This window comes from Acidobacteriota bacterium, from assembly GCA_039030395.1.
GTDB lineage: Bacteria > Acidobacteriota > Thermoanaerobaculia > Multivoradales > JBCCEF01 > JBCCEF01.
The window spans coordinates 1-13,757 of record JBCCEF010000011.1 but is presented as its reverse complement, the minus strand read 5'-3'; the positions used below and the strand labels follow the sequence as shown (position 1 = coordinate 13,757).

9 protein-coding genes are annotated in these 13,757 nt (G+C 65.1%); 6 read left to right on the top strand and 3 right to left on the bottom strand.

Annotated features, from left to right (window positions below; translation table 11 throughout):
- Positions 1–163: 163 nt before the first annotated feature.
- Positions 164–1,147, top strand: a complete 984-nt coding sequence (locus tag AAF481_12000; GenBank protein ID MEM7481888.1) for a hypothetical protein — start codon at positions 164–166, stop codon at positions 1,145–1,147.
- Positions 1,147–2,556, top strand: a complete 1,410-nt coding sequence (locus AAF481_11995) for a MiaB/RimO family radical SAM methylthiotransferase (protein ID MEM7481887.1) — start codon at positions 1,147–1,149, stop codon at positions 2,554–2,556. The genes AAF481_12000 and AAF481_11995 overlap by 1 nt, the downstream gene beginning before the upstream one ends.
- Here AAF481_11995 and AAF481_11990 read toward each other — a convergent pair.
- On the bottom strand, positions 2,514–3,689 hold the full coding sequence (locus tag AAF481_11990; protein MEM7481886.1) for a serine hydrolase domain-containing protein: 1,176 nt from the start codon (positions 3,687–3,689) through the stop codon (positions 2,514–2,516). The genes AAF481_11995 and AAF481_11990 overlap by 43 nt on opposite strands.
- 451 nt (positions 3,690–4,140) lie before the next feature.
- Between AAF481_11990 and AAF481_11985 the strand changes: the two genes are divergently transcribed.
- The 4 genes from AAF481_11985 to AAF481_11970 are packed head-to-tail and all read left to right on the top strand — an operon-like array spanning position 4,141 to position 8,749.
- Positions 4,141–4,398 (top strand): hypothetical protein, encoded by a 258-nt coding sequence (locus tag AAF481_11985; GenBank protein ID MEM7481885.1) that lies wholly within the window; start codon positions 4,141–4,143, stop codon positions 4,396–4,398.
- A gap of 45 nt (positions 4,399–4,443) precedes the next feature.
- Positions 4,444–7,677 (top strand): carbamoyl-phosphate synthase large subunit, encoded by a 3,234-nt coding sequence (carB, locus tag AAF481_11980; GenBank protein MEM7481884.1) that lies wholly within the window; start codon positions 4,444–4,446, stop codon positions 7,675–7,677.
- On the top strand, positions 7,674–8,372 hold the full coding sequence (locus tag AAF481_11975; protein MEM7481883.1) for a DUF2461 domain-containing protein: 699 nt from the start codon (positions 7,674–7,676) through the stop codon (positions 8,370–8,372). Before carB ends, AAF481_11975 begins: the two co-directional genes overlap by 4 nt.
- An 11-nt stretch (positions 8,373–8,383) precedes the next feature.
- A complete protein-coding gene (locus AAF481_11970; protein ID MEM7481882.1) occupies positions 8,384–8,749 on the top strand; it encodes a DUF2200 domain-containing protein in 366 nt (121 codons plus the stop codon).
- Between the two features lie 96 nt (positions 8,750–8,845).
- On the opposite strand, the gene AAF481_11965 is transcribed toward AAF481_11970, so the two are convergent.
- On the bottom strand, positions 8,846–9,826 hold the full coding sequence (locus AAF481_11965) for a hypothetical protein (protein MEM7481881.1): 981 nt from the start codon (positions 9,824–9,826) through the stop codon (positions 8,846–8,848).
- Between the two features lie 202 nt (positions 9,827–10,028).
- On the bottom strand, positions 10,029–13,517 hold the full coding sequence (locus AAF481_11960; protein MEM7481880.1) for a leucine-rich repeat domain-containing protein: 3,489 nt from the start codon (positions 13,515–13,517) through the stop codon (positions 10,029–10,031).
- Between the last annotated feature and the right edge of the window lie 240 nt (positions 13,518–13,757).

The window sequence follows — 13,757 nt, the reverse complement described above, 5'->3', positions numbered from 1 at the left end:
GACACTGTGAGAACGCGGACCGGGAGTGTATCAAGGAGCCGGGCGTTTCTTGACACGGCAAAATGGGGCGGCTAGCTTTGCCTCCTTTGAAACGATGCGAGTTGTGAATCGCAGAGAGAATCCAGTCCCGGAGGTCGGAATGTCGAAGGCGCGAGGATGGAGGATGTGGGCACTGCTTCCGGTGCTTTTGGGAGGCTGTGCAGGAGAGGTGCCGCCGGTCGCGCGGCTGGCGGTGGCAGCGCCGGTGGATTTCGAACTCGGCTACCCGCAGGAGAAAGAAGTCCGGCTGTCCTGGCAACCGTTGACGGACCTGGACGCGGACGTCAACGCCCAGCCGCACGCCTTCGTGCACCTGCTGGATGCGGACGGGCGGTTGGTGCGCACCTTCGATCATCCGCTGCCGGCGCCGTGGGTGGTCGGCGAAACCATCGAATACGACCTGGTGCTCTCCCAGTCGGCCATGGCGCCACCCCTGGCAGCCGGGACCTACGACCTGGTCGGCGGCCTCTACGACCCGGCCGCCGGCGAGCGCTGGGCGCTCGAGCTCGACGGCGAAGAGAGCCGCCGGCAGGCCTACCGCTGGATGCAGGTCCAGGTGCCCCAAGCGGATCTCGGACCGACCCTCGACTACCGCGGCGCCTGGGCCCCGGTCACGGCGGGCACCGACCAGCAAGTCCTCGCCTCCCGCGGGCTGCGCGGCGCGGGGGACGTACACCTCAGCGGGATCGGGGACCGAGGCGGGCGGCTTTCGCTCCGCCTCTGGTTGCCGGCCGCCGCGGACGCCTCGCAGCAGATCCGGTTTCTGGGCGAAGAGACGACCCAGCGGTTGAGCGCCGTCTCCTCCTGCGGCGGCGCCGAGGTGGCGGTCACCGGTTCCGGCTTCCACGAGCTGTCGATCGCAGTCGACCCGACGGCTCAGGAGCCGCCGGCCGAGGGCGCTAGCGCCGCGCCTCAGCCGGCCGCGCCGCAGCCGGCCGCGCCAGAGCCGGCCGGGGAAGGCTGCGCAGTCACCCTCACTCCAAACTTCATCCTGGTCACCCAGGGGGACCCGCAGCCCCTGGCGGCGCGCCTCCACGGCCTCTACTGGCAGGCCGGTCGCGAGGCCTCCCCGCCACCCTCCGACGGGGACGTGCCGCGGGTGTACTGATGAACGTCTTCTTCACCAACCTGGGCTGCAAGCTCAATCAGGCCGAGCTGGAGCACATGGCCCGCCGCTTCCACGGCGCCGGCCACCGGGTGGTGGGGAGCCTGGAAGAGGCGGATCTGCACGTCGTCAATAGCTGCACCGTCACCCACGCGGCGGCCCGCGACTCCCGCAAGGTGGCGCGCCGCGGCGGCCGTCGGTATGCGGGCTTGAAGACGGTGGTCACCGGCTGCTGGGCGAGCGAGCCGGAAGTGGCGGAGGTCGACCAGAACGTCGCCGGCATCGATCTCCTGGTGCCCAACGATCAAAAGGACGACCTGCTGGAGCGGGTGGAGGCGCGCTTCCCGGAATTGACCGCGCAGGGCGCGCCGTCGGCCGCGGATTCCAACGCCGCCCTCGACGCCCTCGGCCGGCCCGAAGCGGCCCTCGCCTTCGGCAACAGCCGCGGCCTGGTCAAGGCGGAGGACGGCTGCAACATGCGCTGCTCCTTCTGCATCATCCCCTTCACCCGCGGTCGGCAAACCAGCCGCCCGCGGGCCGAGGTGTTGGAAGAGATCCGCGACCTGGTGGCGACCGGATCGCGGGAAATCGTCGTCACCGGCGTGCAGATCTCGTCCTACCGCCACGGCGACGACCGCCTCTACCACCTGACCCGCGCCATCCTCGAAGAGACCGGCCTGCCGCGCCTGCGGCTCACCTCCATCGCCCCCTGGCAGTTCGATGAGCGGCTGCTGGACCTCTTCCGAGACTACTCACCGCTCACGAGCGATTCCGGCGGGCCGGAACTTTGCCGCCACGTCCACATGTCGCTCCAGAGCGGCTGCGACGAGACCCTCCGCCGCATGCGCCGGCCCTACACCGGCGAGCGCTACCGCGAGGTGGTGGAGTCCATCCGCGCCGCCGTGCCGGGGGTGGCGATCACCACCGACGTCATCGTCGGCTTCCCGGGCGAAACGGACAAAGAGTTCGAGGCGTCCCTGGCATTCACCCGCACCATGGCCTTCGCCAAAATCCACGCCTTCCCGTACTCCTCGCGCGCCGGCACCCGCGCCGCCGAGATGGAGGGGGAAGTCCCCCACCCGGTCAAGCGCGAGCGCATGGCCCGCATGCTCGCCGCCGCCCAGGAAAGCGAACAGCGCTTCGCCGAAAGCCAGGTGGGCCAGACCTTGCCGGTGCTGTGGGAAAGCCACCGCGGCGGCCGCTGGATGGGGGTGAGCGACAACTACCTCAAGGTGTTCGCGGAAGGCGACGAGTCGGCCCTGGCGCCGAACACCGTCGTCCCGACGGTGCTTACCGAGCTGGTGGAGGGAGGCGTCGGCGGCAGAATCGACACGCCCATCGCCGCGGAGCCGATCTTTCGAATCCTTCCTCAGGAATCGTCGGGCGTCTCGGCCAACCCCAGATCCCAATAGATTGCCTCCAGCACCCGCCGCATGCGCCGGTCGTGGCCGGCGTCGTCCGGAGTGCCGTTGAACACCAGGGCCACCACCAGGCCGTGGGCGGCGTCGGCGAAGCCGGTGGAGGAGCGGTAGCCGCTGTGGCCCCAGGTGCGGCGCGAGCACAGGCGGCCGTAGGCGTACGGCACGGTGTCCTCGCCGTACTGCTTGGAATCGGGGATGAACCCCAGCCCCCAGTCGAGGATGTGCTTGAAGGTGTGGTCGTAGAGGCCCACCCGGTGGCGGGCGGTGAGCGCTTCGACGGTCTGCGGGCGGAGGATGCGCCGGCCATCGAGGGCGCCGCCGGCGGCGAGCGCCTCGTAAAAGCGGCCGAGCTCCCGGATCGGCCCGCGGCCATTGCCGCCGGGCGACGGGCGGGTCACCCGCTCCAGGCCGTGCCAGGAGTGCTCGCGCGGCCGGCGGAAGGGGGCTCCCTCGTCGTCTGCAGTGTTGTAGGTCTTGGCGATGCGGTCGCCGTAGCCCTCGAAGGTCTCCTCGGGCATGCCGATCCACGAGTCGTCCAGGTCCAGCGGCTCGAAGATCTCCTGCCGCACGTAGGTGGAGAAGGGGCGGCCGTCGAGGCGGCGGATCACCTCGCCCAGCACAAACCAGCTCGAGGTCAGGTGATAGCCGGCCTTCTCACCCGCCGTCCAGCGGGGTTCCGGCCGCCGCTGGCAGATCTTGTCGAGGATCTCCTCCCAGGAAGCGTGCGGCCAGCCCACTTCCAGCATGCGAATGCCGCCGGTGTGGGTGAGCAGGTGGCGGAGCGTGATGTCGCCCTTGCCGTGCTCCCCGAACTCCGGCAGGTGGCGCGCCACCGGATCGTCCAGGGCGAGCAGGCCGCGCTCCCATAGTTGCCCCACCGCCACCGCCGTCACCGGTTTGGTGGCCGACAGCCACAGGGCCAGGTCCGTCGGCTCGAGGGGACGCCCCTCGCGGTCGCCGCCGAGGGCGAAGTCCGCTACCGGGCGCCCGCCGATCGATACGTAGAGCTGGGCTCCCAGGTGCAGGCCTTCGTCGATGCCTTGGGCGATCTCGCCAACGGCGGCCGGCAGGCGGTCCGCTCCGGCTCCGGTAATCTGTGGTTTCGCGCGGGTGTCCGTTTCCATAGGCCGATGTTGCCATGGCGGCAACCCAGAAGGAAAAGCGGCGGCGAGAAAAAACACCCAGGCAGGCGAAAGGGGCCGGTTGCCCGGCCCCTCTCGATTTTGAACCGCGCGACCCGTGGGGGCCGCGGGGGTGGAAGGAAGTGAGAAAGGGCGACGTTACCGCCGCTGGGGCCCCGGGCTCCGAGTCGCGGATGCGATCCGGTGGGTCCCCGGTAGGAGATCGGCCTCCTTTCGAGAGGACGACCCTTACTACTCGATATACGCAACAAGACCGAGGAACGTTTTATGCCCGATTGCCAAAAGAATTCAAGCCTTTTTGCCGTCGTGCGGCATGGCGGAATGCAGGCTATCGATAAATGCTGATGAATCTCTTTGACGCGCCGCGGCGTAAGGCTTTGATTCTCATGGACCTACGCCCTTCGCGACAGCGGCCGGAGCCGGATTCGGTGCCATGAAGGACGCCTCCGGCAAGCGCCGCGGACAGCTCGATTCCACCGCCCTCGATCGCCTTCCGCTGCATCCTGGGATGTGCGCCGAGTGCCGATTTCTGGAAATCCAGGCCTCCAAGCGCAGCGCCTTCGCCCGCTGCGGCCGGTCGGATTTCGATGATCGCTTCCGGCGCTACCCGCCGCTGCCGGTGTACCGCTGTGCCGGCTTCGAGCAAGCCGCTGCGCCTCCGCCGCAAGGGGATCCCCAAAGGTCCGAATGAACCGGCCCGTCGCCCAGCAGAAAACCAGGCTAGACTCCTGCCGACATGCCGCGCCGACAAGACCTACAGACCGTCCTCGTCCTCGGCTCCGGCCCGATCGTGATCGGCCAGGCCTGCGAATTCGACTACTCCGGAACCCAGGCCTGCCGGGTGCTCCGCCAGCAGGGCTACCGGGTGGTGCTGGTGAACTCCAACCCGGCCACCATCATGACCGACCCGGAGTTCGCTGACGCCACCTACATCGAGCCGCTGGTGCCGGAAGTGATCGAGCGGGTGATCGAAAAAGAGCGCCCGGACGCCCTGCTGCCCACCGTGGGCGGCCAGACGGGCATCAACCTGGCCTTGGCCGTTTCCGACAGCGGCGTGCTCGAACGCTACGGGGTGGAGGTGCTGGGCGCTCCAACGGACGCCCTGCGCCTGGGGGAGGATCGCCAGCTCTTCAAGGCGGCGATGGAGGAGATCGGCCTCAAGGTGCCGAAGAGCGGGGTGGCCGGCAGTCTCAAAGAGGCCCGCGCCCTGGTAGAGGAGGTGGGCTACCCGGTGATCGTGCGGCCGAGCTTCACTCTGGGCGGCGAGGGCGGCGGCGTGGCCTACAACCGCGACGAATTCGAGGACGTGATCCACGGCGCCCTCGGCGCCAGCCCGGTGCACGAGGCGCTGGTGGAGCAGTCGGTCCTGGGCTGGAAGGAATACGAACTCGAAGTGATGCGCGACCTGGCGGACAACGCCATCGTCGTGTGCTCGGTGGAAAACTTCGACGCCATGGGCGTACACACCGGCGACTCGGTGACCGTGGCGCCGCAGCAGACCCTGTCGGACCGCGAATACCAGGCCATGCGCGACGAGGCCTTCCAGGTGATCCGCCGGGTGGGAGTGGCCACCGGCGGCTCCAACATCCAGTTCGCCGTCGACCCGAAGACCGGCGACCGGGTGGTGATTGAAATGAATCCCCGGGTTTCGCGCAGTTCCGCCCTGGCCTCCAAGGCCACCGGCTTCCCGATCGCCAAAATCGCCGCGCTCTTGGCCGTCGGCTTCACCCTGGACGAGATCGAAAACGACATCACCGGCAAAACCTACGCGGCCTTCGAACCCACCCTCGACTACACGGTGGTCAAGATCCCCCGCTGGGCCTTCGAGAAATTCCCCGGCGCGCCGCCGCTCTTGGGCACCTCCATGAAGTCCGTCGGCGAGGTGATGGCCCTGGGCTCGACTTTCCAGGAAGCCCTGATGAAGGCCCTCGCCTCCCTCGAGCTGGACGGCCGCCCGGCGGTGCGCGACCAGCGCATGGCCGATCCGGTGCGCCTGCGCCGCCGCCTGGCGGAGCCCAATTGGGAGCGCCTGTTCGCCGTCTTCGCGGCGCTCCGCCAGGGCTGGACGGTGGAGGAGGTGGCCTCCGTCTCCCACATCGATCCCTGGTTCCTGCGGGAAATCGCCGACATCATCGCCATCGAAACGGAACTCGGCTGCTGGGACCTCGCCTCGGTGCCCCGCCCGCTGCTGCGCGAGGCGCGCGCCGCGGGCCTGTCCGATGCCCGGGTGGCGGGTCTCTTGACGGCCGATGCCGCCCGCCTGAGGCAGGCCTATGACGAAGCCGGCATCCGGCGGGTGTTCAAGCGGGTAGACACCTGCGCCGCCGAATTCCCGGCCACCACGCCGTACCTCTACTCGACCCTTGGCGACGAGTGCGAATCCGAGCCCACGGACCGCCGCAAAGTGCTGATCCTCGGCTCCGGCCCGAACCGCATCGGCCAGGGCATCGAGTTCGACTACTGCTGCGTGCACGCGGCCTTCTCGCTGTCGCGCATCGGTTTCGAGACGATCATGCTCAACTGCAACCCGGAAACCGTCTCGACGGACTACGACACCGCCGACCGCCTCTACTTCGAGCCCCTCACCCTCGAGCACGTGCTGGCGGTGGTAGAGCGCGAAAAGCCCGAGGGGGTGGTGGTGCAGCTCGGCGGCCAAACCCCCCTGAAGCTCGCCCGCGGCCTGGAGGCCGCCGGCGTGCCCATCTGGGGTACCTCGCCGGACGCCATCGACCTGGCCGAAGACCGCGAGCGATTCGGCGCCCTGCTAGCCGAGGAGGGCATTCTCCAGCCGCCCCACGGCAGCGCCACCTCCGAGAAGGAAGCCCTGGCGGTGGCCGAGCGCATCGGCTTTCCGGTGATGGTGCGGCCGAGCTACGTCTTAGGCGGCCGGGCCATGGCGGTGTGCTGGGACGAAGCCAACTTGAAGGCCTACATGGCCCGGGCGGCGGACGTCTCCGAAGGCCAGCCGGTGCTCCTCGACCGCTTCCTGGAGGACGCGGCGGAACTCGATCTCGATCTCATCTGCGACGGCGAGCAAGCGGTGGTCGCCGGGCTCCTCGGCCACATCGAAGAAGCCGGCGTCCACTCCGGCGATTCGGCGGCGGTGCTGCCGCCGCACTCCCTCTTCCATCCGCACCTCGCGGAAATGCGCGACATCGCCCGCCGCCTCGCCCTGCGCCTCGGGGTGGTCGGGCTGATGAACGTGCAATTCGCCGTTTACGAGGGCAAGGTCTACGTGCTCGAGGTCAACCCCCGGGCGTCGCGCACCGTGCCCTTCATCGCCAAGGCCGTGGGCCTGCCGCTGGTGGACTTCGCCGTTCAGGCGATGGCCGGCCGCCGCCTCGAAGAGATCGGCTTCACCGAAGAGCCGGAAGTGCCGGCGGTGTTCGTCAAAGCGCCGGTCTTCCCCTTCCGCCGCTTCCCGGGTTTCGATCCGCTCCTCGGGCCGGAAATGAAATCCACCGGCGAGGTGATGGGCATGGGGAGAAACTTCGGCAACGCCTTCGCCAAGGCCTGGCTCGGCGCCGGCCACCCGCTGCCCCTCGCAGGCACCGTCTTCCTCACCGTCCACGACCGCGACAAAGAAACCCTCGTGCCGATCGCCCGTGCCTTCGCCGAAGTCGGCTTCCACTTGGTCGCCACCGAAGGCACCGCGGCCTTCCTTTCCGAGCGCGGCCTCGAAGTGGAAACGGTACTCAAGGTGCACGAAGGGCGCCCCCACGTGGTGGACCGCTTGATCAACGGCGACATCGCCCTGGTGGTCAACACCCCCTTGGGCTCCGAATCCCACATCGACGACGGTGTGATCCGCCAGACCGCCCTCAAACACGGCGTACCCACCGTCACCACCCTGGCCGGCGCCCGGGCGGCGGCGCAGGCCATCCGCGCCCTCAAAGCGGACGGCATCGGGGTGCGGGCGCTCCAGGAACTGCGCTCCGAACCGGAGGTTGAAAAGGAGATGACGACATGAGCGAAAACCCCCTCGGCAAGAGCCTCTTCACCTTCCTGCGGGATCTTCAAGAAAACAACGACCGCGACTGGTTCAACGCCAACAAAAAGCGCTACGAGCGCGAGGTCAAAGAACCGGCCCTCCAGCTCATCAGCGACTTCGGCCCGCGGTTGCGCAAAGTCAGCCGCCACATCGACGCCATTCCCAAAGCCGTTGGCGGGTCCCTCTTCCGCATCTACCGCGACACCCGCTTCTCCAAAGACAAAACTCCGTACAAAACCCACGCCGGCATCCAGTTCCGTCACCAGCAGGGAAAAGACGTCCATGCCCCCGGCTACTACCTCCACCTGGAGCCCGGCCAGGTCTTCTTCGGCGGCGGCATCTACCACCCGGATTCCGCCACCCTCAAGGCCATCCGCGAAGCCCTCGACGACCGCACCGCCGCCTGGAAAAAACTGAGAAAAGACCTGGGCGACGACGAATCGTCCGGCAAGACCTTCCACCTCGCCGGCGACTCCCTCAAGCGCCCACCCCGCGGCTACGACGCCGACCACCCACTGATCGACGATTTGAAACGCAAAGACTTCATCGCCATCACCCACCTCACCGAAAAAGACGCCCTCGCGCCGGGTCTCCTCGACCGGCTCGAAGCCCTCTGCCGCCAAACCGCCCCGCTGATGCGCTTCCTCTGCAAGGCCGTGGACGTACCCTTCTAGGAGCCCAAGAAATGACGACCACCCCAGCCCACGACGAGCGAGTCGCCAAACTGAAATTCGCCTCCGTCTACCCGCACTACATCACCAAGGTCGAGAGCAAGGGGCGAACCCTCGAAGAACTCCACCAGGTCATCGAATGGCTAACGGGCTACACCGAAAAAGACCTCCAGCGCCTGATCGAAAGCGAAGCCACCTTCGAACAGTTCTTCGCCGAAGCCACCCTCCACCCCAACGCCAGCCTCATCACCGGCGTCATCTGCGGCTACCGCATTGAAGACATCGAGACCCCATTGACCAAGCAGGCCCGCTACCTGGACAAAGTGGTGGACGAGCTGGCGAAGGGGCGCAAGATGGAGAAGATCTTGCGGAAGGCGTAGGTCTTTAGTTTTACGGTGAGTTCTGAGCGTCTGCCTCGGGAGCCTCTGGCAAGCGAGTGCCGATTGCGGCGGCGACTCTGTTTTTCAGATCGTCGGCTAGAAAAGGTCTTGTTGACGGGTGTTTGGGCCTAGTCGGACAAGGTTTGTAAAGATAATCTTTGGTCGCAGTGCCCATAGCTCCCCTTCGCTGGTTTCTCTGGAGATAACTCCGGCTATTCGTGCCTTGGAGAACATGACGGATTTGAATCGCGTGATTCTCCCAGTCTTCGGGGCGCAGGTAAGAATGTGCCCCTTGTACTTGAATCCAATCTTGTTGGTTTCTCCGTTTCCTCTTGTTACTTCCCCGTCGAGTTCGACCCTATCGCCATGCTTTAGTTCGGGAAAGAGCTCTTCCTCTTCATCCTTTACGAATATTGCACGATCTGCGTGTCCGGCGCGCACTTCTGCGACTGAGCCCTGGTCGATGGTTCCAACTACCAGTTCCCTGTCTTCTTCTACCACGGAGACTAGATCTGAAAGAAGACTCGGAGGCGATGCTCGAAGTAGGTCGTAGTGGAACTTGGGAATCCAAAAGATCTCCCCATCTTCGTTGGGAATGCCGACCATCTGATTCTCTAGATCAACTTTCACTCCATCTGCAGCACCTCTGGGAATCTCGCCCAGATGTTTGCCGAAGCGAATGAACCACTGCACACTTTGAAGAGAGATGCGGACTAGGTCGACTAGGCCCTTTTCACCGATATCATTTGCGCCTGCCTTTCTGGCAGCGCCAACTAGGTAGGCTGAAGCGACCAAGCCCAGCCCCGCCTTTATCCACAGTCCGGGTGAGTCCGGAAGGAGGGCCTCCCACGAACTCCGGCGAACCCGCACCGGGAATTCGAATTCTGCACCTCCTAGCTTGGGCTCGTGGCCGACAAGAAAATGACGCAGAGCGCGGTCCAAGCCGACCAGAGCTTGAGCTGCCTTCGAGGCTGCAAGATAGCCATCCTCGACGAGGCCACCTTCGTACTTGATGTAACCCAGGTAGGTAGCCGTCGAAGTTCGTGAAAAGCGCTCGATATAGAGATCAGATTCCACAAGTAACTGCCTGACGTCGTTTCCTAATTTGCATTTGCAAGTGCCTGGATGAGTCTATGCATTTGAGGCGCTTGACTTAATTTACTACGAGCTTAGTATCTGTCTCGCGAGCTTGCAATCGTTGAGGGTCCTTCTTTTGTCCGGAAAGGTCTGCCCGAACGGAAGGTGCCGCCCGAATCTCAAACCTCATCAAATCAGTGGCTCATACTCCGATTTGCGAACTCTCCTGCTGCTGATCGACATCTGCCTCAGAGCCCGCAATCCGCCGCCGCAGCGCCTCCCGCACGGCAGCGAAGCCGTCGTCGAAGTGGACATCCAGCTTGCGAGGCATCAGCACGTCCTGGCAGAAAGCGAGGATGTCGTCAATGTGGTGGGCGAACTCTTTCGTTCGGCGCGTCTCTCCCCAGGAGCGGTCGCCGACGCTCAGGCCTAGTTCTGCGATCACCGGCTCTAGGGCCGTGGCCTTGTCACGCCAGAATCGGATGTACGGTGCCCTCTCCTCAAGGCTCCCGATGCTCACCTCCGGCAGGACGATGGGGACGAAGTACCGGAGCATCTGTTCTGCCTCGCCCTGGCTACGCTGCCACAGCTTGTAGACCTCGTACATGCAGTAGGGCGAGCGGACGTACCTGTCGCTGAGCACGGCGACGACCAGCTCGGCTCGGGTCAGGTGGTCGACGAAGTGCGAGATCAACTCGCCGGGCACGATGACGTCGCGATCCCGAACGGGACGGAAGCCGTCCGAGGCGAGGGCGGTGCAGAGTTCGTCAACGACCTTCTCTCGTGTCCTGCTTGCTTCTGTTTCGTCCCCCCATGCGTAGGAGATGAAGACCTCGGGCACCTTCCTTTCCGGGCGGAGGGCCGGCAGATGTTGCTCGATACGAGGGACGTCAGGAACTGCGTTCCGCTCCTTCTCCGTGGCAGCGAAGAAGGCCGCGAAGGGGGCGGCGGGGACCGCCTCTCCCCGAACGTCGAGGACCTTTCCGCCGATCTCTCCCGTTAGCGCACTCCGCGCCACCGTGAGGCCTTCGAGGGTCAACCGCTCGTCGGGTTCTTCCCCCACTCGCCGCCGCAGGACCCGCTCGCGGATCTCGCGCAGCAGCCCGATGGCGTCTCCTCCCTGGGTTTCAATCACGAGGTCGCCGGCTCCGGGCGCCGCTTCCGATGCGGTGTCCTCAAAACGGACCAGGAGCTGACTATCCCGGCGACCGTCCCGGAACCAAAGACCATACTTCCAGTACTCGGCGAGATCTCCGACCTCCTCGCCGACCTGGCTCATCAGGCTTCGAACCAATGCTGGGTGAAAGAACCGGTATTTGAGCCGGAGCAACGGCGTACCCGGGTCGTCCTTTTGCCAGAATTGGAGGCGCCGCTCGACGGCGGCGAAGCCGGGCAGGAGGTCGGGTGCCAGATAGCGTGGCTCTCCTCCAGGGGTGGTGCCGCAGCGGAAGCAAACGTCGCAGCTCTCCATCAACCCGAGGAAGAGCTCCTGCTCCTCGACGGAGTGCTCTTGCCAGACCGTGCGCGCCAAGTCCTCCCTGGAGTACCGCCCCGAGTCGAGCAACAAGGGCACCGCCCGCTGGCGGTCGAAAACGGCGTACACCGCATCGAGCGCCCATGTCTGGTCGAGGATCACGGCCCTGGCGAAGAGATTCTTCCGGTAGAAAACCACGCCTGTCTGGTGGAAGTACTCGAGGGCGTGCTCCCAGGACGTGATGCCTCCGATCTCGTCGCACAGCTCACGGAAGCGATCCAGGGTCACGGTCCGGTGTTGGCGCTCCTCAGGCCGCCGCTCCTGGTCTTCGTCTCGCCAGCGGTACAGCCGCCGCCGGACCTCGGCCCGACCGTGACCGATCTGGAGAGGGCCACTGCCTTCGGCCAGATATCGGATGGCGTCGCGGAGCTGGGACTCCAGGGTGTCGCGCCCCAACTCCTCGCCGGCGGCTCCGTAGGCGCAGCACTCGAAGAACCCGAATCCCTCCGGCCGTGGTGGTGCAGATTCGCGGTCTCCGAAACTTTCGCACTGGCTTTGGACGACGATCACGGGGCTATCCGCACCGGCGAGGGAGCGGATGTAATCGAGCCAGTACGCCAGCGGTTGGTTGCGGTAGAGGACACCGTGCTCCTCCCGCTCCTCTCGTTCCTCGGATCCGGGTGTCCAGAGGAGCAAGAACACCGCCCGGCTGCGCAGGAAGAGGGCATGGGTACCGTGATAGATGTCCTGCCCACCGAAGTCCCACCAGTTCACTTGAAGTGTCTGGTTTTCTCCCCCGGCTTGCAGCCTCAACTCCTCCCTCCAGATCTCGACCCCATGGGTCGAGGGGATGGACGGGTCAAAGGGCAATCCACGAAAACGCCGACACAGTTGGGTCTTCCCGACCCCGCCGTTGCCGAGGAGGATCACCTTGACCTCGTTCTCCCGCTCCGCAGCGAGATCGAGGTCGGCGAAGTGGGCTCGGAGTCGCGGAAGGCAGTTGTCGAGCAAGTATTGGGACAGAACTTCCCTCGGCACGCCTCGGGCGCCGTCGGCGTATAGCTCTTTCATCAACGGGAGGTCGGCGATGGCGCGTAGGAGCGGAACCGACAGGGCGGCTTCGCAGCCGAGGAGGCCGACGTTCTCGAGGGAATCCAGATCACTAACTACGCTCAGGTCCGTAATGGCGGTGCACCTTCTCAGGTTGAGGTATTGGAGGGCGGTCAGATTGGAAATGGGTGCCAGGTCCGAGACCCCCTCGCACCCGCTCAGGTCAAGGTCTTGGAGGGCTTTCAGGTTTGAGATTGGCGCGAGATCCGAGACCCCGTGGCACCAGGTCAGGGTGAGGTTTTGGAGGGCGATCAGGTTTGAGATTGGCGCGAGATCCGAGACCCCCTGGCACACGGTCAGGTTGAGGTCTTGGAGGGCGGTCAGGTTTGAGATTGGCGCGAGATCCGAGACCCCCTGGCACCAGCTCAGGTTGAGTCTTTGGAGGGCGGTCAGACTTGAGATTGGCGCGAGATCCGAGACCCCCTCGCACCGGCTCAGGTTGAGGACTTGGAGGGCGGTCAGGTTTGAAAAAGGCGCGAGATCCGAGACCCCGCACCCACCCAGGTCGAGGCTTTGGAGGGCGGGCAAACCTGAAGTGGGCGCGAGATCCGAGATCCCCTTGCACCCGCTCAGGTCGAGGTTTTGGAGGGCGGTCAGGTTTGAGATTGGCGCGAGATCCGAGACCCCCTTGCACCAGCTCAGGTTGAGATCTTGAAGGGCGGTCAGATTGGAAATGGGCGCCAGATCCGAGACCCCCATACACCACCTCAGGTTGAGATCTTGAAGGGCGGTCAGATTGGAAATGGGCGCCAGATCCGAGACCCCCATACACCCGCTCAGGTTGAGGACTTGGAGGGCGGTCAGGTTTGAAAAAGGCGCGAGATCCGAGACCCCGCACCCATTCAGGTCGAGGCTTTGGAGGGCGGTCAGACCCGACAATGGCCGGAGGTCTTTGAAGCTACTTGCCGTGCGGGAGGGATCAAACTCAAACTCTCCCGTATCGGTGACGCGAGCCATACCCAACGAAAGCGTCTCGAGGTACCTCAAGCCTTCGAGGCTCGGCGGCAGCTCCTCCAGCGTCAAGTCGCCGAGATCGAGGGTTTTGGCTCTGGTTTTCCTCGCCTCCTCGATGCGCCGATGCGCCTTTTGCAGATTCGATGGCACCATCGGCCAAGCTTAGCAATGCCGAGGCTGCGTGACGACTAATGCAAGATCAACCCATCCACGCTGTAGAAAAGTCCACTCCGTAGAGGTGCCACTCCGTAGAGGTGCCAGATGAGATGAGTCGGTCGGTCTCCCGTGGCAAAGTGCCATGGGCATATAGACCAAATCGGCATCATTTGCCGAGAAAGGAGACCGACCGTGTTCTATTTTGGCATCGACGTGCATTCCAAGACCAGTCAAGTG

Coding starts and splice junctions, on each gene's coding strand:
- AAF481_11995 (MEM7481887.1), top strand. CDS start 1,147: ATGAACGTCTTCTTCACCAACCTGGGCTGCAAGCTCAATCAGGCCGAG.
- AAF481_11985 (MEM7481885.1), top strand. CDS start 4,141: ATGAAGGACGCCTCCGGCAAGCGCCGCGGACAGCTCGATTCCACCGCC.
- AAF481_11975 (MEM7481883.1), top strand. CDS start 7,674: ATGAGCGAAAACCCCCTCGGCAAGAGCCTCTTCACCTTCCTGCGGGAT.
- AAF481_12000 (MEM7481888.1), top strand. CDS start 164: ATGTGGGCACTGCTTCCGGTGCTTTTGGGAGGCTGTGCAGGAGAGGTG.
- AAF481_11970 (MEM7481882.1), top strand. CDS start 8,384: ATGACGACCACCCCAGCCCACGACGAGCGAGTCGCCAAACTGAAATTC.
- carB (MEM7481884.1), top strand. CDS start 4,444: ATGCCGCGCCGACAAGACCTACAGACCGTCCTCGTCCTCGGCTCCGGC.
- AAF481_11990 (MEM7481886.1), bottom strand. CDS start 3,689: ATGGAAACGGACACCCGCGCGAAACCACAGATTACCGGAGCCGGAGCG.
- AAF481_11960 (MEM7481880.1), bottom strand. CDS start 13,517: ATGGTGCCATCGAATCTGCAAAAGGCGCATCGGCGCATCGAGGAGGCG.